This window comes from Roseimaritima sediminicola, assembly GCF_009618275.1.
GTDB lineage: Bacteria > Planctomycetota > Planctomycetia > Pirellulales > Pirellulaceae > Roseimaritima > Roseimaritima sediminicola.
Genome location: NZ_WIAD01000001.1, coordinates 163,817 through 186,592 on the forward strand (window position 1 = coordinate 163,817; position 22,776 = coordinate 186,592).

At 61.5% G+C, this 22,776-nt stretch carries 21 protein-coding genes; 5 read left to right on the forward strand and 16 right to left on the reverse strand.

The annotated features are described in order from the left end of the window. Window positions 1-131: 131 nt before the first annotated feature. Window positions 132-413: a hypothetical protein gene (locus GE027_RS00490; protein ID WP_153555202.1), complete on the forward strand. Its 282-nt coding sequence runs from the start codon at window positions 132-134 to the stop codon at window positions 411-413. A 62-nt stretch (window positions 414-475) separates the two neighbouring features. On the opposite strand, the gene GE027_RS00495 is transcribed toward GE027_RS00490, so the two are convergent. Both GE027_RS00495 and GE027_RS00500 read right to left on the reverse strand, forming a co-directional pair. Continuing rightward, the gene (locus GE027_RS00495; protein WP_153555203.1) at window positions 476-1,108 is read right to left on the reverse strand and encodes a hypothetical protein; all 633 of its coding nucleotides are present in this window, start codon (window positions 1,106-1,108) and stop codon (window positions 476-478) included. A gap of 123 nt (window positions 1,109-1,231) precedes the next feature. Further along, on the reverse strand, window positions 1,232-1,786 hold the full coding sequence (locus GE027_RS00500; RefSeq protein ID WP_153555204.1) for a GNAT family N-acetyltransferase: 555 nt from the start codon (window positions 1,784-1,786) through the stop codon (window positions 1,232-1,234). Between the two features lie 161 nt (window positions 1,787-1,947). On the opposite strand from GE027_RS00500, the gene GE027_RS00505 reads away from it, so the two are divergent. Further along, window positions 1,948-2,793, forward strand: a complete 846-nt coding sequence (locus GE027_RS00505; protein WP_153555205.1) for a leucine-rich repeat domain-containing protein — start codon at window positions 1,948-1,950, stop codon at window positions 2,791-2,793. 7 nt (window positions 2,794-2,800) lie between these two features. Here GE027_RS00505 and GE027_RS00510 read toward each other — a convergent pair whose 3' ends face one another. Next, on the reverse strand, window positions 2,801-3,709 hold the full coding sequence (locus GE027_RS00510) for an alpha/beta hydrolase (RefSeq protein WP_153555206.1): 909 nt from the start codon (window positions 3,707-3,709) through the stop codon (window positions 2,801-2,803). Window positions 3,710-3,767: 58 nt separating this feature from the next. Then, window positions 3,768-4,049 carry a hypothetical protein gene (locus GE027_RS00515; protein WP_153555207.1) on the reverse strand — a complete coding sequence of 94 codons (282 nt, stop codon included), beginning with the start codon at window positions 4,047-4,049 and terminating at the stop codon, window positions 3,768-3,770. 263 nt (window positions 4,050-4,312) lie between these two features. Between GE027_RS00515 and GE027_RS00520 the strand changes: the two genes are divergently transcribed. After that, a complete protein-coding gene (locus GE027_RS00520) occupies window positions 4,313-4,807 on the forward strand; it encodes a hypothetical protein (RefSeq protein WP_153555208.1) in 495 nt (164 codons plus the stop codon). A 29-nt stretch (window positions 4,808-4,836) separates the two neighbouring features. Here the strand turns inward: GE027_RS00520 and GE027_RS00525 are convergent, their stop codons facing one another. The 7 genes from GE027_RS00525 to lysS form a co-directional block, all read right to left on the reverse strand. Further along, a complete protein-coding gene (locus GE027_RS00525; protein WP_153555209.1) occupies window positions 4,837-5,205 on the reverse strand; it encodes a response regulator in 369 nt (122 codons plus the stop codon). 287 nt (window positions 5,206-5,492) lie between these two features. Next, window positions 5,493-8,642, reverse strand: coding sequence for a PAS domain S-box protein (locus tag GE027_RS00530; RefSeq protein ID WP_153555210.1), 3,150 nt, complete (start codon window positions 8,640-8,642; stop codon window positions 5,493-5,495). A gap of 330 nt (window positions 8,643-8,972) precedes the next feature. Continuing rightward, window positions 8,973-9,323 (reverse strand): hypothetical protein, encoded by a 351-nt coding sequence (locus tag GE027_RS00535; protein ID WP_153555211.1) that lies wholly within the window; start codon window positions 9,321-9,323, stop codon window positions 8,973-8,975. 108 nt (window positions 9,324-9,431) lie between these two features. Beyond that, complete coding sequence (locus tag GE027_RS00540) at window positions 9,432-10,616, reverse strand: glycine C-acetyltransferase (protein ID WP_153555212.1); 1,185 nt, start codon at window positions 10,614-10,616, stop codon at window positions 9,432-9,434. 11 nt (window positions 10,617-10,627) lie between these two features. After that, the gene (gene tdh / locus GE027_RS00545) at window positions 10,628-11,653 is read right to left on the reverse strand and encodes an L-threonine 3-dehydrogenase (RefSeq protein WP_153555213.1); all 1,026 of its coding nucleotides are present in this window, start codon (window positions 11,651-11,653) and stop codon (window positions 10,628-10,630) included. A gap of 10 nt (window positions 11,654-11,663) precedes the next feature. Then, window positions 11,664-13,001: a methionine-R-sulfoxide reductase gene (locus GE027_RS00550; protein WP_153555214.1), complete on the reverse strand. Its 1,338-nt coding sequence runs from the start codon at window positions 12,999-13,001 to the stop codon at window positions 11,664-11,666. Between the two features lie 351 nt (window positions 13,002-13,352). After that, window positions 13,353-14,927, reverse strand: a complete 1,575-nt coding sequence (gene lysS, locus GE027_RS00555; protein ID WP_202617288.1) for a lysine--tRNA ligase — start codon at window positions 14,925-14,927, stop codon at window positions 13,353-13,355. Window positions 14,928-15,127: 200 nt separating this feature from the next. Here lysS and GE027_RS00560 point away from each other — a divergent pair, with 200 nt between their 5' ends. Both GE027_RS00560 and dxs read left to right on the forward strand, forming a co-directional pair. Then, window positions 15,128-16,021: a polyprenyl synthetase family protein gene (locus GE027_RS00560; RefSeq protein ID WP_153555215.1), complete on the forward strand. Its 894-nt coding sequence runs from the start codon at window positions 15,128-15,130 to the stop codon at window positions 16,019-16,021. Window positions 16,022-16,029: 8 nt separating this feature from the next. Next, a complete protein-coding gene (dxs, locus tag GE027_RS00565; RefSeq protein ID WP_237607139.1) occupies window positions 16,030-17,910 on the forward strand; it encodes a 1-deoxy-D-xylulose-5-phosphate synthase in 1,881 nt (626 codons plus the stop codon). Between the two features lie 531 nt (window positions 17,911-18,441). Here dxs and rsmA read toward each other — a convergent pair. The 5 genes from rsmA to atpG form a co-directional block, all read right to left on the reverse strand. Then, entirely contained in the window at window positions 18,442-19,344 is a 903-nt protein-coding gene (rsmA, locus tag GE027_RS00570; RefSeq protein WP_153555217.1) for a 16S rRNA (adenine(1518)-N(6)/adenine(1519)-N(6))-dimethyltransferase RsmA, read from the reverse strand. After that, window positions 19,314-19,937, reverse strand: coding sequence for a riboflavin synthase (locus GE027_RS00575; protein ID WP_153555218.1), 624 nt, complete (start codon window positions 19,935-19,937; stop codon window positions 19,314-19,316). Before GE027_RS00575 ends, rsmA begins: the two co-directional genes overlap by 31 nt. Before the next feature lie 12 nt (window positions 19,938-19,949). After that, window positions 19,950-20,336, reverse strand: a complete 387-nt coding sequence (gene atpC / locus GE027_RS00580) for an ATP synthase F1 subunit epsilon (protein ID WP_153555219.1) — start codon at window positions 20,334-20,336, stop codon at window positions 19,950-19,952. 3 nt (window positions 20,337-20,339) lie between these two features. After that, window positions 20,340-21,791, reverse strand: coding sequence for a F0F1 ATP synthase subunit beta (gene atpD / locus GE027_RS00585; RefSeq protein ID WP_153555220.1), 1,452 nt, complete (start codon window positions 21,789-21,791; stop codon window positions 20,340-20,342). 94 nt (window positions 21,792-21,885) lie between these two features. Continuing rightward, the gene (atpG, locus tag GE027_RS00590) at window positions 21,886-22,770 is read right to left on the reverse strand and encodes an ATP synthase F1 subunit gamma (protein WP_153555221.1); all 885 of its coding nucleotides are present in this window, start codon (window positions 22,768-22,770) and stop codon (window positions 21,886-21,888) included. Between the last annotated feature and the right edge of the window lie 6 nt (window positions 22,771-22,776).

Consider the following 22,776-nt stretch of genomic DNA (forward strand, 5'->3'; position numbering starts at 1 on the left):
GGCAAGCTCCCTGCCGGCAACGAGGAACCTGAACTTGGATCTTTCTTGCACGTTAATCCAAGCCCAGTTCGTGGCCGATAACCATCGCTGTCAGTCCAGTACGGTTCGTTCCTCTCGGTTTTCCATCCTTTATGATTGCACTGCAGCCGACCCGCATTGACCTCACACTACTTCGCACAACCATCGCCGCGCGGCTGGCGGAACTGGGCCAGTTGGAATGCAACGCCTTTCCGATGACCGAACGTGTGGTCGTGAAGAAAGGTGAAGCCTGCGGCGTTTATTTTTGCCTTCACGGGCCCAGAAACGTCAAGATTACCGCCATCTGCGACCTGACCAAACGCACGGTCATCTATTACGGCAGCGACGGCGTGCGGGCCCAGCAGACGACGATCCCCGTCCAGCGAGCGGCCTAGCGAACTCGCGGCCGCGCAGCGAGCCCGCGGCGCCGCCACGCATCCCCCTCACAGGGCGCGGCTCAGGTGGTCAACGGCAGCGGCGCGTTGGCTAACTGCTCGACCGCCTCGGCCCACTGATTCGCTGTGGGTTCTTCGGCCCCCCACGCGACCAGCCACAGCCGGCATTTCTGGATCACGCCTTTCTCCAGAAAGCCGCCGAACAGGCGCAGCCGTACCGCGCCCACCTGGGCGGATTCAAAGCGGCAGGAATTGCGATCGCGAGCCGTCAACAAAACGCCCAGGTGAAGGCCCCCGACGCGCAGCAGCATGCCCTGCTGGCGGCGGTCCACCAATTCCGCATCGACCGCGTCGAGCCACAACGCCGGCCGGCTATCCAACATGCGGGTCTGCATTTCGACGACGCATTCGACAATCGTCGCTGGCTCGCCGGCATCGATCAAGCGAGTCTGCACGGTCACGCCGAACGCATCGTTCTCGCTCTGCGCCAGATGGGCCACATAGTCTTTGTGGCGGGCGTAACTGTCGGCGATACTCGGCAGAGGTTCCCCGCTGGCGTCGCGGAGCCGCAGCGTGCAGTGGCTCTCGCCATGCGTCAAGCCTACCTGCACTCCTTCGGCACCCCCGACGGCAACCACTTCGATCGCAGGCGTGCCCTCATCGACGCTGCAGATCGCCCGGCCAAGTTCGGTCATCGACCACATACAATCCTCTTCAGTTCGCTGGACGAAAAAGGAGGCGCCCGCCTCGAAGCCGCACAGCATATCAGATTTTGCGGCGGAGCCTATCGACCGCTTCACCACGGCCTACCGGTTCGGTCACGCTCCGCTGACTTCGGCGGCTTTAAAGACCGTGCGGGCTTGGCGGAACCCCATTCGCCGGTACAGACGCACGGCGGCCGTATTGTCGGTGGTCACTTCCAGGTGCATCTTGGTTAGACCGGCACGCCGAAAACCTGCCGCCGCGCGGGCCATCAGGATCGTTCCCAGTCCATGTCCCCGATGCGGCTGGACGACGCCCAAATTCTGGATCGCCCCCCAACCTTCCACCTGCAGTCCCTGGACCGTACCGACGGCCTGGGGGCGCGATTCGGGGGGCCGGTAGCGAAGCAACCAGGTGGCTTCGGGAACAAAACTGGTCCGCCGAGAGATCTCGCGCATCAACCGCACGCAGCCATCACGACGCCCCAGGCAGGGAAAGACGTTGGCGTCCAGTTCGCAGTGAAAGCTTTGGAATTTGGCGCTGGCGTGCTCGCGGCACAAACCTTCGCTCCACGGCACCAGCTCATAGCCCAGGGGCAACCGCGGCGCGGCAAACAACGGTTCGCTCAGGTCCAGTTCCATGCGGTAACGTTTAAAATAGACCAAACCCACCTGTTCGTCCTCGGCGTGCCCATCTACACAAAAGCCATCTACTGGAAAGCCCGATCCGTGCCGTAGAATCCTGTCTTAAAATATAACGGATCTTGCCCCTCCTTCCGCTTTCCCGACGCGATTCTCTTCGATTGGTCGCCGCAATCCGATCGCTTGCCCCCATGACTGATACATCCGAAACGCCCGAACAGGACTCCACCTGCGAACCAGAGGCTTCGCCGGGACCGCCCGCGACGAAACGTTCTCGGTTTCGTCGCTATGCGCGGCGCCGCTGGTTGCTGCTCGCTTCCGCTGGGCTGCTGGTTCTGGCCATTGTCGTCGTCTGGATCGTTGATCAGTTCTGGGTTTCCGCCGGCCCGGACCAGGGCCAGGTGCCCGAAATCGTCGATGGGGGTCCACTGCTGGACGCCCAGTTGGAAGCGGTCAACGCGGGAAACAGCGAGACGATTTTTCTCGACGAAGCCGTACTCAGCGACCTACAACTGCAACCGCTGGCCGGCAACGAAGCAGTGGAGGTGCTGCGTTTGGATGGTGGCAAGATTACCGACCGCGGCATCGAAACGATCGCGTCTCTGCCCAACCTGCGAGAACTGCGTCTGCGGCACAGCCCGATCAGCGACGCGGGCCTGGAGCAACTGGCGCGTTGCCAGTCCCTACAAACACTGAACCTGCCGCACGCCCGGTGCACGTCCGCCGGTATCGCCCATCTGCAATCGCTGGAGCGACTGCGGAACCTGCGTCTGGGCAGCTCGTTGGCGCGGCCCAGTATCACCAACGCGATCGCCGAACTGAGCACACTTCGCAGCGTTCACCTGATCGACATCCCGGTCTCGGACCAAGGCGTCAAACAGTTGGCGGCCATGCCGCTTCTGGAATCGCTGTACCTGGATGGTTCCGCCGTGACTGACGTGGGTTGGCGGTGGGTGTTTCGCATGCACCCAGAACTGCACGTCCATATCGACCAAGCACACCACGATCACGATCCCCATCGCCACCCGCACCACTAGTGCGACGCTAACGTTCAACCGAACGCAAAAACTCTGCGATGCCTTGCTGCCAGGGTCTCGGCGCGGGGTCGTTGTGAAGCAGATCCTCGACCGGCAAGAATTCCTTGCGCGGCGCGGGCGACGCCTGAAACAGACGCTGTCCCGATTCAAAGGGAATGATCTCGTCGATCTTGCCGTGCATCTGATACAGCGGACCGCGGTACTTGGCGATGCGTTCTTCCGAGGGGTATCGATTGCGCATCAATAGCCTTACCGGAGCCCAGCGGTACATGTCGGCCGCCACATCGACCATCGAATGAAACGTGCGGTCCAGAATGAGGGCTCGAGCCCCTTGGCTGGCCGCCGTGGCCACCGCAACGCCCCCGCCCAGTGAGCGACCGTACAACGTGATCTCTTGGGGCGCGATCCCTTCGTGCCGCGCCAACCAACGCTGGGCCGCCACACCGTCGAGCAGCAATCCCGCCTCGTGTGGCTCGCCCTCGCTGCGTCCGTAGCCCCGGTAGTCGAACACGAAAACCGATGCATCAAGGTTTGCCCGCAACGCATCCATCTCGCCGCCCAACTGACCGACGTGTTCGGCGTTGCCATGAAAGAAGACCACAAAGCGGCGTGGTTCGGGATGCGGCAGGTACCAACCGTGAAGCCGAGTTCCATCGTCGGCGTGAAAGAACACGTCTTCGACGTCCAAAAGATCCGGTTGCCAATTTCCCGCCGCCAACGGCGGACGTGGATAAACCAGGGTGCTTTCAAATGCGACCAACATGCCCAACGCCACGCCATATAAAACGGCTACGAACAGGACCACGCGTCGCAGCCGCCGAAGCCAACGACGCGCCGGCAAACCTCCACTGGCTCCCTCGCCAGGCGACGCCTCGCCGGGCTCCGTCGCTGCGGTCGTGGCGTCGTGATCGCTCATCCGGCTAGAGAACACTGAAGGGAAGCGATGACGGGAAAACACAAGGCACAGCGGGGCTCTAGGACGAAGGCGACTCGTTCAGGTCCCGCAGCGAAGGGATGATTACCGGGCCCACGACCAAGAACATCAGGGTCCCCATGTGGATCAACCAGGTCGTATCGGACGCGATCACCGTGCGGACGGTCACCAGCCCCTGCAAGGCCAGCATCACGACGAACCAACGATCGGCCGTGCGAGTCGCTTCACCAAAGGCCAACTTGCTGGCAAACAAAGCCAGGATGGCCAGCAGCGGGAAGCCCAGCGTATGAAAACCTTCCGCGACGGCCACAAAACTCATCATGACAGATCCTTCCGCAATCGTTGGATAAGGTAAGGCGAATCCTTCGCCAGCGACAAGGATCGCAGATGCGTCCCGGCAAGAAAAGCTCGATCCTTTAATTATTCTTTGCGGTTTCGCGCAGAAAGTCCAATCGCGACCGTCAGAACTGGCAAAGTTTTCCTAAACCACCAAGGTGGCCGAGCCGATACATAGGGTACGCCCGGTTCTCTCCGCCCGGTTTGCCCCCTCCCTCCTCCCGAGCCCGAGTCATTAGGCCTGTCGCCATGAATTGCTGGAAAGAACGCATCGCCTTCGCTTCCCTTCTCGTGTTGCTCGCAACCACCGCGGGCGGATGCACCACGATTTGCGCAAGCCCCGATCTGGAAGCCTACAACACCTACGGCGGCCTCTGGGACCGAACCGAGCGGCACCAGGGACGCGTGGCCAGCGTGTTTGATCCGGCTGGCGTCCGCACCGAAGGCCAAATTCGCTCGGTCGATCCCCGCCATAGTTCCCAGGACGGCTCGCGGCGACAGGACACGCGGCGGCAGGACACCACCGACGACGCAACGACCGACGAGGGCACTACCGAAGCACTGCCCAGTCCGCCAGAGGTTCCCGAGGATACCGGTTCCCCAGAAACCGATCAGGACTCGCCTCCTCGGCCGGATCTTCGAGACTTGGAACTGGACGATATCGTGCCACGAGACCGCTCGGGCCGCGACAGCGAAGCGGGCCGTAACGGGGGGCTCGAACGCCTGGGACTGCCCGAAGCCTGAGCGTCCCGCTTTAGCCAGAGCGTCCCGCTTTAGGGGAGGAACGTCTTCAGGTACTGCAGGAACCCAACGCGATCGATCGGCTTGAGCAGGTAACCATCACAGCCGGCTTCGCGACAGCGATCGGGATCCAGATTGCCGGCCGTCATGGCGATGATGGGCGTGGAAATACCGCGATTACGGATCGCCAAAGTCGCTTCCAAACCGCTCATCACCGGCATCTGCAGATCCATCAAAATCAAGTCATACGGATGGCGGTCGACATGGGAGCGAACCACGCGCCGCACGGCTTCGTGACCATCGTAGGCGATATCGATCTGGTCGGCCAAATCTCGCAGATACTGGCTGAGCAGGAAACTGATAGGACGAGTGTCCTCAACAATCAAAATGGACCGGCACATAGTGCTACTTCCCTGCAGCGTGGTGCCCAGTTCCGGATGGGACGTGGGTAATATCATATTACGTTCACAATTGAACTAAAAAGCGGACGAGGCAACAGCCTTTGCAAACCGGATGCCAAAAAAGCCGCCAGAGAAACTAGATAAACGGGGTAAAGGAGGGGCCAACTCCGCTGGCACCCCGAATCAAGGGTTCACTACGGCGTGTTGGCGACGGATCGGCGTACGATAGGCACCGAAGGACTCGCAGGCTAGAGCGATCAGCAGCCGAAGTGGTTCATGGTCAACCATCAAGTTGTATGCTCGGCGATCAATTGCAGCAAATGGCGTCGATCCAGTGGTTTACTGGTGTAAGCATCGCACCCGGCTTGGATACAGCGATCCAAGTCGGCCTGCAGGGCGTGGGCAGTCAGCGCGATAATCGCGCGGTCGAAGCCTTCTTTACGCAACTGGCGTGCCAGCTCGTAACCATCCATTTGCGGCATCTGGATATCGGTCAGCACCACGTCGATGGGAAACCGCTCACGCTCGGCCCGCTCGATCATCTGCAGGGCTTGGCGAGCGGTTTCCGCGAGAAAGACTTCCGCTCCCGCCCCTCCCAGCATTCGCTGAGCCAGAAAACGACTCTCCGGACGATCGTCGACCACTAGGACGCGGCAGTCGAGCGCGGGCAGATCGTCCTCCTCCTGGGCATCTCGAGCAGCCGATTGCCGAGCCAGCTGCGTCCCCGTCGCCGCTTTTATCTCCTCGGTCACTTCTTGACCGGTCGGCTCTGGCAGATCCAGCATCAAGGAAAAGGTGCTGCCCTCTCCCACGCGACTCTCCAGCGTCAGACGCCCCCCCAACCGCTCGGCCAACCGCCGACTGATCGCCAGCCCCAATCCGGTGCCGCCAATGCTGCGGGTGTCGGAACCATCGAGCTGGGTGAACGGTTCGAACAAGCGTTTCTGGCTGGCGGCGTCGATTCCGATGCCGGTATCGCGGACCGCGAAACGCAGTCGGGAGGCGGGGCGATCCACATCCACCTCCACGGCGACCTCGCCGCGATCGGTGAACTTCAACGCGTTGCCAACCAGGTTGATCAGGATCTGTTTGATCCGCAGTGGGTCGCTGTGGATCACCAAGGGAACTTCCGGCGAGACCCGCAGGGAAAGCGTCAATTGTTTCTCGTCGGCTCGCACGGCCATCAATTCCCCAATCTCCTGAACCAGTTCGGCCGGCGAAAAGGCCTTTGGCGCAATGGCCAACTTGCCGGATTCGATCTTCGACAGGTCGAGGATGTCGTTGATGATCTGCAGCAGATGCTTGCCGTTTTCCTGGATCGTTTGGATCAGGTGTTCGTCTTCGGGCCGCTGCGATTGCTCGCCCAACAAATCAGCGAACCCCAGGATGGCCGTCATCGGCGTGCGAATTTCATGGCTCATATTGGCCAGGAATTCGGTCTTGGATCGATTGGCCGCGTCGGCTCGCTCGCGGGCTTCGACCAGTCGCTGGCGATCAGCCTTTTGCTGGCGGATATCCTGGGTGATGGTTCCCATCGCAAACGGTTGGCCGCTGGTCGGATCGTCGATGCGAAAAACGTCCCAGAGGACGTCGATGGGCTGGCCGCTGGAGCGGTGCCGCATGCGGATCTCCTGGCAGGCCCCGCCCTCGGCGATGACCCTCCGCACGACTTCGATGGCCTTGGGCCAGTCGTCCGCAAAAAACAATTCGCGCAGATTGATCTCTTCGGCGGGTTGGTCGAGGTCCAGCCCCACCAAGCGGCGTCCGGCAGCGTTCAAAAAGATGCCTTTTCCGCTGAGGTCGCAGATGGCAATCAAGTCGTTGGATTGTTGCACCATCTTGCCCAGGGCCGTCAAGCGTTCCTGGTCGCGGAGCCGGTCGGTGATGTCGATGGCCGAGGGGATCAGGTGCGTGACGCGGCCCGAATCATCGCACATCGGTACGAGCTGGAAATCGATGGTGATGAATTGATTATTGGCCGCGCGTACCTGGACATCGTAACGCGTCGGGTTCCCCTGGGCCGCTTGCTCGATCGCCTCCCGCAACTGCTGCTGGACCGCCGCGTCGTAGCTCCACCAGTACGTCTCTTCAAAGCGTTTTCCGAGAACGTCCTCGGGTTCCAACCCGGCCGCATCCAGAGCCGTTCGATTCGCTTCGACCAGGATGCCGTCGGGCGTGCAAACCCCGGCGAAGGCAAACAGAGAGTCCAATACCCGGCGCAGAAAACGCTCGCTTTGAATCTGTTCGGTGACGTCGTGCTGGATACCGACGAAGTGCGACACCTCGCCCTGCGAATCTTCCACCGGCGTCACTCGCAACTCGTTCCAGAAAGAGGAACCATCCTTGCGATAGTTCAACAGCGTCACCTTGCATTCGCGGCGCTGGCGCAGCGCGCTGCGGATGTGTTCGACGGCCTCGGGATCGGTCTCCGGCCCCTGCAGAAAGCGACAATTCTTGCCCACAATATCGCTGCGTGAGTAGCCGGTCATGCGTTCGAAACCGGGATTGGCAAACAGGATCGGCTGGTCGTCGGCATTGGCATCGGCGATCACGATCCCGCTGTGGATCGCGTTGATCGCCCGTTCGCGAAGCCGCAGTTCGAGCTCGCTGTGCACCTCGGCGGTGACGTCCCAGTTGGTTCCGATCATCGTCACCGCCCGGCCCTGCTCATCGCGGCGAACCATCGCCTCGCCCGCGATCCAACGCACCTCTCCGCCGGGCCCGACAATGCGAAACTGCGCTTCGTAGTCGCGACGTCCTTCGATCGCCGCGTCGAGGGCCAACCGAATTCGGCGGCGATCCTGAGGATGGACGGTTTCGAAAAACTGGTCGACGTGCCAGGTTTGATCCACCGGAACGCCGAACAACTCACGTTCCTGGGCGGTCGTCTCGATGGTCCCCGAGGCGATATCCCACTCAAACACCCCCACGCCCGCGGCCCGCAGCGCCAATGAGAGACGTTGTTCGTTGGTCTGTTGCTGGTCTTTGTCGGCTTCGTGTTCGCTGAGGTCTTCGGCAACCAGACACAGGCCTTCGACGTTTCCGTTCAACCCGTACTCGGGGCGGATGACGATCGCGCTGCGCTGCGAGGGACGGCCGTCAGGCATCGACAGAACAACGGTTTCTCGGGCGACCTGGCCCGCCAAGGCACGCTGGAAACTGGGCTGCAAGCGTTGCAGATTATCCTGCCCGATCACCTCGGCCAGTGGTCGGCCTTCGACCGCCTGTTGGCCCTGGGTAAAGTCGCGCAGGAAGGCTTGGTTCGCCAAACAAATGCGAAGTTCGGACGACAGGTACGCAGTCTTCGAGGCGAACGTATCGGCGATCACACGACAGCGGCGCTCTGCCTGCTCCAGCTGGCGGCGTGTGCGCTGCAGGGCCGCCTCGACATCCGAGAGGCTGTGGGAGCGCAGCCGCCGATCCGGATCATCTTGCATGGCCTAGCACTCACCTCGCCTACTCGGCCTCGACATCGCAATTACCTTCCGATGATCTGAAACGTTTTTTAAGACGGCAAAGCTCTGCAAAGCAACGCCCCGCGGCGGTCGCTCTGCAAGCCAGTGGCCAGCGTATCAAATCGCGGTGTAGCAGGAGAGCGGAGCTGCGGTGGGAAGCGGGAACAATTGCAAAAAACCAGGAGCCCCCAAATCCGGCGGTTTGCTCGCCGCCCTCACCGAAAAAAATAGCGAGCTCGGTTTGCAGCCCCATGACGAGCCACAGACCCCGTTGTCGGATCCGCGGCCAGCCTGCGCGATCTTGCGTGCAGATCAGGCGTCGGTGGCCGAGGAGATATTGGCCGGTTTGGTGCCGTCTTCCTGCTTGGGCTGGGTCGCCTGCCATTTGGCCACTTCATCAAACTTGGCCTGCAGTTTTCCGGTGACACCGCTGCGTTCCGCACCGCGGTGCATGAGGCTATCGCGACAGCGGCCCTCCATGCGGTCCTCGACCTCTTTTTGCAGACGCGTTTTGGCCTGCCGGTCAAAGCCGGACATCAACAGGTTCTTCAGCATCGGTTCGGCCAACCGGAGGACGTCGACCTGCTTGCCCTGAAGCGCCTCGCAAGACATCTCTGCAAGGTCGTCAAGGATCTTTTCAATCTGCGGGTTGTACTCGTTCATTTCGCATGCCTTTCATGGGCGTCTGGAGGAAACGCCAATGAAACAGGCAAACGCCATACCAACGCCGCAGCGAACCGGTGAATTTCAGCTTCCCAGATTCCGGAACGCCTAGATTCCCAGCTCCTGTTTGACCGCCGCAAACTGTTCGATCGCCATGTCTAGGTCGCCGGTGGTGTGAGCGGCGGAGATTTGGGTGCGGATGCGGGCTTTGCCTTCGGGGACAACCGGGTAGGAAAAGCCGATGACGTACACGTCTCGGGCGAGCATCCGTTCGGCAAACCGCGCGGCCAGAGCGGCGTCACCGAGCATGATCGGCACGATCGGGTGCTCGCCGGGCAACAGTTCGAAACCGACCTGACTGAGTCCTTCGCGAAACTGTTTGGTGTTGGCGGTCAAACGATCTCGCAGTTCGCTGGAACTGCCGATCAATTCCAGAGCCTTCAGCGAACCACCGACGATGGGCGGGGCAAGCGTGTTGGAGAACAGGTAGGGACGCGATCGTTGGCGCAGCAGATCGATGATCTCCTGACGGCCGCTGGTGTATCCGCCGCTCGCTCCGCCCAGCGCCTTACCCAGCGTGCCGGTCAGAATATCGATGCGTTCGACGACGTCGTGATGTTGATGCGTGCCCGCCCCGCCTTCGCCCATAAAACCCACGGCGTGCGAATCGTCGACCATGACCAGGGCGTCGTACTTGTCGGCCAAGTCACAGATCTCGGGCAGGTTGGCGATGTAGCCGTCCATGGAGAACACGCCGTCGGTGGCGATCATGCGAAAGCGTGCGCCCGACGCCTCTTTCAACTGGGCCTCCAGGTCCGCCATATCGTTGTTGCGATAGCGATACCGCTGGGCTTTGCACAGGCGGATCCCGTCGATGATCGACGCGTGATTTAACTGGTCCGAAATCACCGCGTCTTCGCGCGAGAGCAGGGTCTCAAAGAGCCCGCCGTTGGCGTCAAAGCAGGAACTGTAAAGGATCGTATCGTCGGTCCCGAGGAACGTGCTCAGCCGCTGCTCCAGTTCGCGATGGATCGTCTGAGTCCCGCAGATGAAACGCACCGAAGCAAGGCCGTAGCCCCACTGCTGCAAAGCCTCGGCGGCGGCCGCGATAACTTCGGGATGTTGGGCTAGGCCCAGGTAGTTGTTCGCGCACAGGTTCAGCACCGAATGCGAATCGTCGACGCGGACGTGGGCGTTCTGCGGCGATTCGATCAACCGCTCGGCTTTGAAGGTTCCGGCCTCGCGAATGGCCTCGGTCTGTTCACGCAAATGTTGTTGAAACGATCCGTACACCAGGGGGTCCTTTAATTCCAATTCAAAATGACTTTGCCCGATTGTCCCGACAGCATGGCGTCGAACCCTTGCTGGAAGTCCTCGGCGGCAAAGCGATGGGTGATCACGGGCGCGAGATCCAGTCCGCCCTGCAGCATGACCGTCATTTTGTACCAGGTTTCATACATTTCGCGACCGTAGATTCCCTTGATCGTCAACATGTTGAAGACGACGGTGTTCCAGTCGATGGCCATCTCCTTTTCGGGGATCCCCAGCATGGCGATTTTGCCGCCGTGACACATCTGCTGGAGCATGTCGCGAAACGCGTCGGGATTGCCCGACATTTCCAACCCCACATCGAAGCCTTCGCGCATGCCCAGCTCGCGCTGGACATCGCCGAGCCGTTCGCTGCGTACGTCCACCGTCCGGGTCGCGCCCAGCTTGGCCGCCAGTTCCAACCGCCAGGGATTGACATCGGTGACGACCACCGCGCGAGCGCCCGCATAGCGTGCGACGGCCGCGGCCATACAACCGATCGGGCCGGCGCCGGTGATCAACACGTCTTCGCCCAACAGGGGAAACGACAGGGCGGTGTGCACGGCATTGCCGAACGGATCGAAGATCGCCGCGACGTCGTGATCGATACTCTCATCGTGATGCCAGACGTTGGTCATCGGCAGGGCGATGTATTCGGCAAACGCCCCTGGTCGATTGACGCCGATCCCGGCGGTATCGGCACACAGATGTCGGCGTCCGGCCAGACAGTTTCGACAGCGGCCGCAGACCACATGCCCTTCGCCACTGACCAGTTCGCCCGGATGGAAGTCCGTGACGTTGCTGCCGACTTCCACGATGCGGCCCACGAATTCATGGCCGACAACCATCGGCACGGGGACGGTTCGCGCGGCCCAGTCGTCCCACTTGTAGATGTGGACGTCGGTGCCACAGATCCCGGTTCGTTCGACCCGGATCAGGACATCGTTGATACCGATGGTCGGCTGGGGCACGTCCTCGAGCCATAAACCGGGTTGCGCCTCCCGTTTGACTAAAGCCTTCATAGAAAGGGGTTCAATCCTTGTTGGCGGTGTCCTGGACGACGATCATCGGGGGCAACGTTTCGCCCTCGGGGATGAACTTCATCGACAGCGAATTGACACAGTGACGGGTGTTCTTCTCGGTAAAGCGTTCCCCTTCGAAGACGTGGCCGAGGTGACCATCGCAGTTCTTGCAGAGGATCTCCACCCGGCGGCCATCGGCATCGGTTTGCCGCCGCACGGCCCCATCGATTTCGTCATCAAAGCTGGGCCAACCACAGTGGCTTTCGAACTTGTCTTCGCTGTGATACAGGGCGGCATTGCAGCGGCGACAGACAAACGTGCCGGGATCCTTGACGTGCAACAGCTCGCCCGTCCCGGGCCGTTCGGTGCCTTTGCGAATGATCACAAACGCTTCTTCGGGGGTCAGCGTGTTGTAACTGTTGCGTCGTTCTCGCTGCTGTTTGTCGTCCATCGCCTTGCCTGCATGTTTTGGATCGTCTTCGAGAACCATAATTTCGACCTTGCGAAAGTCGCAAGGATGGCTTTCCGACTGCAGTGATATCGTACCGCCGCTGAGCATCAGCCCGCCGGCTTGCTGGGCCAGTTCTTTGGCGTGCGCGTCACGCGGGTCGTACTGTGGTTTGTTGTACTCCAAAACGTTCTCACCATCGAGCAGGTGCCGGATGACCTGGTTGCCGCGAACTTCGATCTCGGCCGTTACCCACTGCTCGCCGTGATAGGTTTTGGACGAGGAACTGATGCAATGCGTGCGGATCAATTCTCCGTCCATCACGACGTTCGTACCGGGCGTGCACAGGTTGCTGGTCGTGCGGTTGCGGTTGCCGTCACCGCCGAGCAACTGGACCTCGATCGATACCGGAAAGTCCTGATCTTTGGACATCTGCTCGGGCCGTTCGCCGTGGATCATGACGCCGCTGTTGCGAAGCGCCCAGCCCGGCCCGCCCTCACACTGCTCGCCCACAAAGCGGTATTCCACTCGCAGACGGTAGTGCGAATAGGGCGTTTCGTAGAACAGATGACCGAAGGTTTCGTCGAACTGGTCGTAGCCGTCATAGCGCACCTTCAGCAGCCCGTCCTCGACGCGGAAGGTATTGGCAAAGTTCTCACCGGCCGCGTGGTAGCGGATCTTGGGTGTCCAGCCGCTGAGGTCTTTGCCGTTGAACAGGGGCACCCACCGCCCCTCGGCCGAGCTGCCGGGGCGGGTCTCGGCGACCAATCGCTGGGCGTTCCGGTCGGTTTCGGGTGCGGGCGGTTCGGTGGCCGGAGCGGTCTGCAGACGGCTGAACAAGACAATCGTTGCCAGGGCGATCAAACCCAACGGCAACACCACGGGCACGCGTCGAACCATTGCAGTAAACCTTTCGAACAGGACCAGAAAAAACATTGTCACAGTGTCACAGTGTCACAGTGTCACAGTGTCGCAGTGTCGCAGTGTCGCCTTTCGCTCCGCGAAAGTTGTAGGGAGTTATCTATCACTATCTAAGCACGTCGGCATGAATCTTTCGGTGAAACCCCGCGACAACACCCTCCCGCGCAGCGGGAGGGTCGGGCTCATAGGCCCGACTCTCCCAGAGGGAGAGTAAAGCCGAATGAAATGTTGCGACGTGCTTGTCACTATCTTTCACTACTTTCGCGGAGCGAAAGGCGACTCTCTAGGCGACTCTAGGCGACTCTAGGCGACTCTCTATTCTAACAGAGACTATTCGGGACGCAGGACGGGAAACAGGATCACGTCGCGGATCGATTTCTGTCCGCACAGCAGCATGACCAGCCGATCGATCCCCACGCCCAACCCCCCGGCCGGCGGCATCGCGTGCCGCAAGGCCCGCACGAAGTCGCGGTCCATGTGGGCCATCGAATCCTCTTCTTCCATCCCCTCCAATTGGGTTTTGAACAACTGTTCCTGCAGGTCGGGATCGTTCAGTTCCGTATAGGCATTGGCCAGTTCCATGCCGCAGACGAACAATTCGAAGCGTTCGGCGATCTCGGGATTGTCGGCCTTGCGTTTGGTCAACGGACAGATACTGGCCGGATAATCGATCACAAAGATCGGCCCCTCCAGGGCGTCTTCGACGCGAGCCTCGAAGACCTCGTTCTTGACCACGTCGGGGTGTTTGTCGGCGGTGTCCAGCCCGATGCTGTCGGCCAAGCGGCGAACCGCTTCGGCATCGCCGGGGTCGACGCCGGCGTACTGCTGGAACAGATCGGCGTAGGTCCGCCGCTGGAAGGGCGGAGTGAAATCCACCGTCTTGTCGCCAAAGGGCCGCTGGTACCGACCATCGAGGGCTTCGATGGCGTTGCAGATCAAGCGTTCGGTCAGATCCATCATCGATTCGTAATCGCCGTACGCCTGATAGGCTTCCAGCATCGTGAACTCGGGATTGTGCCGCACGCTGATGCCTTCGTTGCGGTACACGCGGCCCAGTTCGTACACCCGTTCGATGCCGCCGACCATCAAACGCTTCAGGTGCAGCTCCAGCGCGATCCGCAGAAACAGTTTCATGTCCAGCGCGTTGTGGTGCGTGACGAACGGCCGGGCGGCGGCTCCGCCGGCGATGGTATGCAGCGTCGGCCCTTCGACTTCGCAAAACCGATCCTCGTCCAGCGTCCGCCGAATCGATTTCACGATCTTGGTGCGGTCCAAGAACGTCTGCAGCACGCCATCGTTGAACGCCAGGTCGGCGTAACGCATGCGTTGCTTCAGGTCGGGATCGTTCAAACCGGCGTGTTTGTCCGGCGGAACGTCCAGCATCTTGGCCTGGAAATGCAGCTTCTCGGCAAACACGGTTAACTCGCCCGTATTGGTCCGGCCCAGCCGCCCATCGACGCCGATCAAATCGCCCAAGTCGAACAGCTTGGCCAGTTCAAAATCTTGCTCGCCAACCTGCTTCTTGCCGATGAAGATCTGGATGTCGCCGGTCCAGTCGCGGATCGTCAGGAAAATCAATTTCCCCGCCGGCCGGCTCAGCATGATGCGTCCGGCGACGCGCACCTGAGGCCCGGTCTCGGTACCCGGGCCGTTGTCCGCCTTCCACTGGCGGTAGTCGACATCGCCGGCGTCAAAATCCGGCAGCTCGCGGGTCTGGCCGTCGGCCGTTTGAAACCGCACCTGATCGGACATTTTCCGCACATCGCCGATGAACCGACGGTCATCAAAGCGAGCTCCCCAAGGGTCGATGCCGCGCTCGGCGATCAATCCCAGCTTGTGCCGCCGGGCGGCTCGCGGATCGGAGAGGTCGTTCTCGGGCGGGGTTTGTCGGTCCGGTGTGGCCACGGGTTGACTCGTGCAAAGATTGGGAAAAAGGAAGTAGTACGGGGGCGTTCGCAGCGGGTGGGAACCGAGGGCGATTGTAGAGCTGGGAGGCCGGAGACGGAAGGTGCGGCGTCCTCCCCCCCCCTCGCGGCTGCTGGCTTTGCAGCTATAAAGTGACGAGTCTTTTTGCTTTGGTCCGCTCTCTTTGGTCAACCCGATCCATGTCCGCCACGGAAACGCCCGATCGCGACGCGTTAGCCGATTTCCTGCCGTTGATCGCCGCGGCGCTCGACAATGCTCTGCCGGCCGCCGAGGGCTGTCCGCCGCGTTTGCGCTCTGCCATGCGTTATGCCCTGCTGGCGCCCGGCAAGCGTCTGCGGCCGGCTCTGGTCATGATGGCGGCCGAAGCCTGCGGCGGCGCGGTTGCCGAAGCGATGCCGGCCGCGGTCGCCGTGGAGATGGTCCACGCCTACTCGTTGATCCACGACGACCTGCCGGCCATGGACGACGACGCTTTGCGCCGCGGCCGCCCGACCTGCCACATCCAGTACGACGAAGCGACGGCGATCCTGGCCGGTGACGCGTTGTTGACCAAGGCTTTCGAAACGCTGGCCAAACACTTCCAGCCCCGCAGCGAAGCGGCGGCCGCGGTGGCCCTGCTGGCCACCGCCGCCGGCGATACGGCCCTGGTGGGAGGGCAAATGGACGACTTGGCCGCTGAGAACGCCCCGGACCACACGCTGTCGCAGCTGCAAGCCATCCATCGCCGCAAGACCGGGGCCCTGTTCAATGCGGCCCTTCAACTGGGAGCTCTAAGCGCCGCCGCCACGCCGGCCCAGCGGGCCGCCCTCGAGGCCTATGGCGACGCCCTGGGACTGGCGTTCCAAGTCATCGACGATCTGCTGGATCACACCGGGGCAGCGGAAAAACTGGGCAAACAGGCCGGTCGGGATGTCCAGCGAGGTAAATTAACGTACCCTGCACTGATGGGCGAAGCGGCCGCTCGCGAGCACGCGGACCAATTAATTCATCAGGCGGTTGAGGCCCTGGGGTTATTCGGATCGCCGGCTTGGCGGTTAAACTGGTTAGCCCAATACGTACTCCAACGGATTTGACGTTCACCATGCATCCTTTGCTCTCCCAGCTCGAATCGGCCGAACCGCTCAAGGACCTTTCCAACGCCGAATTGACCCAGATGGCGGCGGAAATCCGGGACGTGCTGTGCAATCTGCTGGCCACGCGGACGGCTCACTTTGCCTCCAATCTGGGCGTGGTCGAGCTGTGTTTGGCGCTGCACGCGACCTTTGATTTTCGCAGCGACCGGTTGATCTGGGACACGGGTCATCAGATCTATCCTCATAAATTGGTGACCGGCCGCTACGATCAGTTCTCGTCGATTCGCACCCAGGGCGGGCTGATGGGTTACCCCAACCCGGCGGAGAGCGAATACGATCTGTTCATGACCGGTCACGCCGGGGCCAGCGTTAGCACGGCTCTGGGGCTGAAGAGCGGCGACGATCTGTTGGGCCAGCCGAACCGCAAAAGCGTGGCGGTGATCGGCGACGGCGCGTTTCCCAGTGGGATCGTGTTCGAAGCGCTGAACAATGCCGGGTTTCTGAAAAAAGACTTCGTGGTCGTCCTGAACGACAACAAGATGTCGATCTGTCCACGTGTCGGTGCGATGGCGGGCTACCTGGACCGGCTGCGCGGCAATCCGTTCTACACCGGCTTGAAGACCGAAGTCGCCAAGGCCCTAAATCACGTGCCGCTGTTTGGCGATCCGGCCGAACGCCTGCTGGCACAGATGAAAGAAGGCGTCAAGGCGGGGCTGTTGGGCGGGATGCTGTTCGAGGAACTGGGGATCCGCTATATCGGTCCCATCGACGGCCACGACATCGCCCTGATGAAAAAATACCTGGCCATGGTCAAGACGCTCGAGGGCCCGGTGCTGCTGCACGTGGTGACCGAGAAGGGGCACGGATACAAACCGGCGGCCGAAGACCCCGTGTTCTTTCACACTCCGCCGGCGTTTCGCCAACAGGACGGCCGCCCGGTGGCCGGTGCCGGCAGCGGCAAACCGCCCTACACCGTCTACGTGCGGGACGCGATCCAGCGGGCGATGGAGAACGATCCGCAGGTCACCGTGCTGACCGCCGCAATGTGCCAGGGCACCAAACTGGAACCGGTTCGCGAACGTTTCCCGACGCGCTTCTTCGACGTCGGCATCTGCGAATCGCACGCCGTGGCCTTTGCCGCCGGACAGTGCAAAGCCGGGATGCGGCCGATCGTGAACATCTACAGCACGTTTCTGCAGCGTTCCTACGACCAGATCTTCCAGGAGGTGGCCCTGCAGGACCTGCCGGTCGTCTTTACGCTCGACCGCGCCGGTTTGACCGGTCCCGACGGGCCCACCCACCACGGCGTCTACGACATCGGCTACATGCGGCTGTTCCCCAACCTGGCCGTGATGGCCCCGGGTTATGCCGGCGAAGTGGAACCGATGCTGCAGTTCGCCCTGGAGCACCCGCACGCTTCGTCGATTCGTTATCCGAAGACCTCGGCCTTTGACCTCGATCACATGCCCGAGCCGATCGAGCTGGGCCGCAGCGAAACGATTCGCGAAGGCTCCGACGGGACGATCGTCGTCTTCGGAGCGCTGCTGGAAGCCGCGATCGCGGCCGCCGAATCCCTGTCGGACCGGTTGAGCATCGCCGTGGTCAACGCGCGCTTTGCCAAACCGATCGACCGCCAGATGGTTCAGGACAGCCTGGCCGATCAGCGGTTCGTCGTGACCGTCGAAGAAGGGACCGGCGTGGCCGGCTTTGGCTCCGCGTTCCTCGAAGAAGCCAACGACCTGGGGCTGGACACGCGGCGCGTCAAGCGTTTGGCCCTGCCCGACACGTTCGTCGAACACGGCGAGCGAGGCGATCTGTTGGCCCAGCACGGCCTGCACGCCGAGGGCATCGCCGCCGCCTGCGAGCAATTTGCCTCGGCGACCGTTTGAGTGGGCGGAGGGATTTGAGATCTGAGATCTGAGATCTCGAATCTCCTAGCTCTAACGGATTCTATGTACGATAAGAAAAGATTTCTCCCCTCTCCCCCGAAGCCTGGCGAGCCCAAACGAGCCAGGCTTCGGGGGAGAGGGGTCGGGGGTGAGGGGGAATGCAGAGCAACAGCACCATGGCCGTATCTTGATGCGGTGCACGGCCCTGGAGATCGTACGTTATGAGTCATTCCGTTGCACCCGAGCCCCCTCACCCCCGGCCCCTCTCCCACCACTGCTTCACTCGCTGACGCTCGCGGCGCAGCGGGGGAGAGGGGAGAAAACTTTGCCTACTACCGCTCTGAGCCCTACACAGAATCCGTTAGAGCCAGCAAATCTCAAATCCCCTGACTCCGGCGGAACCTCTCACCGTACAGAATCGTTTTCTTCCTTCTCATCTCCAACTCGTCTTCCCGCCGACGGATCGGTTCTCGGCTGGGACAGCCGAGCTACCTTGCGCCGACCGGTCGGTTCTCGGCTGGGACAGCCGAGCTACTTTGTGACCGCTTGCCGCAAGTGCTCGGTCAGGGTGATGATCTGTTCGACGGTCAATTGCTCGGTGCGTTCGCTGCCGCTGTAACCGGCTTGCTCGAGCGTCTGATCGACTTCCGCTTTGCTCAGCCGGCCCTTGAACGCACTGCAGGTGACGCTGCGGAGCAGTTTGCGGCGATGAAAGAACAACGCCCGCACCGTCTGATGAAAGAATTTCAGGTCGGCGATCGCGCCGCGCCGCTGCGGTTGCAAGTCGATCCTCAAAATCGCTGATTCGACTTTGGGCTGTGGCCAAAACACTTTGGGCGACATCACGCGTACCACTTCGGCCCGGCACTGAGCCTGCACCCAGACGCTGAGCGCCCCGTAGTCCTTGGAACCCGGCGTGGCGATGATCCGGTCGGCCATCTCTTTTTGGATCGTTACAACCATGCGATCCGGTGGCGGGTCGCCGGCCAAGAGGTTGCTGATCAGCGGCGTGGCGATGTTGTACGGCAGGTTGGCGACGAGCATGAAGCGTGCCTTTTCGCCCAGTCGTGACAGTCCTTCGCGGACGCTGTCCATCAACTCCGGTGCCAGCGTATGCTTGTTCTTCAGCGCGTCGCAGTGCAACTGCTTGACGTTGGGATACTGCTGCAGCTCATCCTGCGAGAGATCCGCCAGGTTGTCATCGATCTCGACCGTAACGACCGCTCCGGCGGCTTCGGCCAGCCGCGTCGTCAGCGATCCCATGCCCGTGCCGACTTCCAGGATCACATCGTCGGGACGCATTTCGGCCGAACGCGCGATCAGGTCCAGCAGATTCAGATCGATCAGGAAGTTCTGTCCGAAACGCGTCAGCGGGCGCAGGCCCGCCGCGGCGAAGCGTTCGTTCAGGTAGGATGCGGTTTGTCGCTGGGCCATCGGTCTTGGGTTTCCAAAAAGCGTCCCACGTATTTCGCCAGAATATCGGTTTCGATGTTCACCGAATCGCCGGGTTGGACCTGCCCGAGCGTCGTTACCGATAGGGTATGCGGAATCAGAGCCACGCTGAACTGGGTATCGGTCACATCGACCAACGTCAGGCTGACCCCGTCAATGGTGATGCTGCCTTTAGCGGCCATCTGGCGGGTCAGCGGCGGCGGGACATTGAACCACAGCTTGGCCCAGGGCGGCTCCTCTTCGCGGCGGTCCAAGGACCCCAGAGCGTCGACGTGGCCGCTGACGTAATGTCCGCCCAGGCGGTCGCCCACCGCCAGGGCCCGTTCCAGATTCACGGGCGAACCGGCCTGCAATCGCCCCAGGTTGGTCCGCGAGAGCGTTTCGGTGCCGGCTTCGAAATCGGCCATCGTGCCGCTGTGCGCGACAACCGTCAGGCAGCAGCCGTTGATCGCCACGCTGTCGCCGATGGCCAATCCATCGGCGACTTGTTCGCAATCGATTCGCAGCCGCCGGCCCGGATCTTGATCGATCGTCTCGACGACGCGGCCGAGCGTTTCCACCAGTCCGGTAAACACGAGGCAGGTTCCTTACTTGGCCGCTCGCAGCATACCGCGAGCCCGCAGCACAGCGGTTTCTCGCAACGACAACAGGTCCACGTTGTCGCCGGGCATGGACAACGCTTCGTTCAGCGCCTTTTCGGCGTCGGCCTTATCCAATTGGTCGACCGGCACGGCGCGACCGGTCAGGATCGATACCGTGTTCTGTTCGACCTGGGCAAACCCGCCGTCGACGTAGTACTCGGTCGTCTCGCCGCCGGTTTTTAATTTGACGCGGCCATAGCCCAAACGTCCGATCATCGCGGCGCGGTTCTCTCCCACGCCCAGTTCACCATCGAACATGGGCAGCGTGATGAAATCGACTTCGCGATCCACTTCGGTACGTTCTGGCGTAACGACCAGGCAACGGATAGCCATGGATTAATTGCCCTCCTGGGCCATCTTCTTGGCTTGCTCTTCGGCTTGCTCGATCGCACCGACATACATGAAAGCACGTTCGGGCAGGTGGTCCCACTTGCCGTCGCAGATTTCTTCAAAGCTGCGGATCGTGTCGGCCATGGGGGTGATTTCACCGGGCTTGCCCGTGAACACTTCGGCCACCAGGAAGGGCTGGGACATAAAGCGTTCCAGACGGCGAGCGCGGTGGACGATCATCTTGTCCTCTTCGCTCAATTCGTCGACGCCCAGAATCGCGATGATGTCCTGCAGTTCGCGGTACCGCTGGAGGATCGTCTGCACGCGGCGGGCCACCGTGTAGTGGTGATCGCCGACGTACTGCGGATCGAGAATACGGCTGTTACTGGCCAGCGGGTCGATGGCCGGGTAGATGCCCTTTTCCGAAATCGATCGTTCCAGATAAATGAACGCGTCCAACTGGCTGAAGGCCGTGGCCGGAGCCGGGTCGGTGGGGTCGTCGGCCGGCACGTACACGGCCTGCACCGAGGTGATCGCCCCTTTATTGGTCGAGGTGATCCGTTCCTGCAGAGCCCCCATTTCGGTGGCCAGCGTGGGCTGGTAACCCACGGCCGAGGGCATCCGGCCCAGCAACGCCGACACTTCCGAACCGGCTTGCGAGAAGCGGAAGATGTTGTCGACAAACAGCAGGGTGTCCGCCCCGGTGGTGTCACGGAAGTACTCGGCCATGGTCAGCGCCGAAAGAGCCACTCGCAGACGCGAACCCGGCGGTTCGTTCATCTGGCCGAACACCATACAGGTCTGTTCGATGACCTTGCGTCCGGTATCGCCGATGGCCGTGTCCTGCATTTCCAGCCACAGGTCGGTGCCTTCGCGCGTCCGCTCGCCGACGCCGGCGAACACGCTGTAACCACCGTGGCTGCTGGCGATCCGAGCGATCAACTCGGTCAGGATCACCGTCTTGCCCAGTCCGGCTCCGCCGAACAAACCGGCTTTACCACCACGCACAAACGGGGTCAGCAGGTCGACGACCTTGATCCCGGTTTCAAAGACTTCGGTGTTGGTCGACAGTTCCGAAACGGGCGGCGCCTCGCGGTGGATCGGCCAGTGGTCGTCGGCGTCGACGTCGCCGCGGTTGTCGATGGGTTTGCCCAACACGTTGAAGACGCGTCCCAGGGTGGCCTTGCCGACCGGCACGGTCAGCGGATTGCCGGTGTCGACCACGTCCATGCCACGCATCATCCCGTCCGTACTGCCCAGCGCGATGCAGCGAACACGGTTGCCGCCCAGGTGCTGCTGGACTTCACCGGTCATGTCCAGCTTGACTCCTTTGTGCTCGGACTGGACGGTCACGGCGTTGTAGATCTCCGGCAGGTGACCTTCGGAGAATTCGGCGTCAAACGTCGATCCGATCACCTGCGTGACGCGGCCGACATTTTGTGCGGTATCAGTAGACATCGTTCAGCTGGTTGGTTGTTGGTACGGGAGTCGGAAAAGGGAATGTTCGGGGGGTTTGAAATCTGAAATCTAATAATCTCAAATCTGAAATCGTCTAGTTGTTCATCGCTTCCACGCCGCCGATGATCTCCATGATCTCCCCGGTGATCTGGGATTGGCGGGCGCGGTTGTAGGTCATCGACAGTTGTTTGATCATCTCGCCGGCGCTCTCGGTAGCACTCTTCATGGCGACCATTCGGGCGATCTGTTCACTGACCGCTGCGTCCAGGAAGCATTTGAACAAACGCACCTTAAAGCTGGTCGGAACGACTTCTTCGAGGATGCTTTCGGCCGAAGGCAAGAACTCGTAATCGCCGCTGCCCGCCTCGACCGCTTCGCTCGGCTCGTCATCGCCAAGCGTTCCCAGCGGCAACAGGGTTTCGATAACCGGGATCTGCTTGCTGGTGCTGACGAATTTGGTGTAGGCCACGTCCAGGCGGTCGATTTCGCCGGCGATGTACTGGGCCAGGTAGCGTTCGGCGATTCCCGCGACTTCGTCGTACTTGGGCTGGTCGTCGAACTGGGTGTATTCGGCATCGACCGTCCGGCCGCGAAAGCGCATTCCGGAGATCCCGCGTTTGCCGCTGACCTCCAACGAGACGCCTTCCAGCTCGCTCTGCAGGTGGTCGAGCCGTTCACTGGCCGTTCGCAGGATTGCGCCGTTGTATCCGCCGCACAACCCGCGGTTGCTGGACAGGACCAACAGCTTGGCCCGCTGGGGGTTTTCCCGCGGTTCGAGCAACGGATGTTCCACGCTGAGGCCGGCCTGCGACAGGCGGGACACGATCGCGGTGATCTGCCGGGTGTAGGCGGTCGCCGCGGCCGCTCGGTCCATGGCTTTCTTGTAGCGAGCCGTCGCGATCAACTCCATCGTCCGCGTAATTTTGCGGATATTGCGGATCGACTTGCGGCGTTTATCCAGTGCGCGAGCGTTGGCCATGGTGGT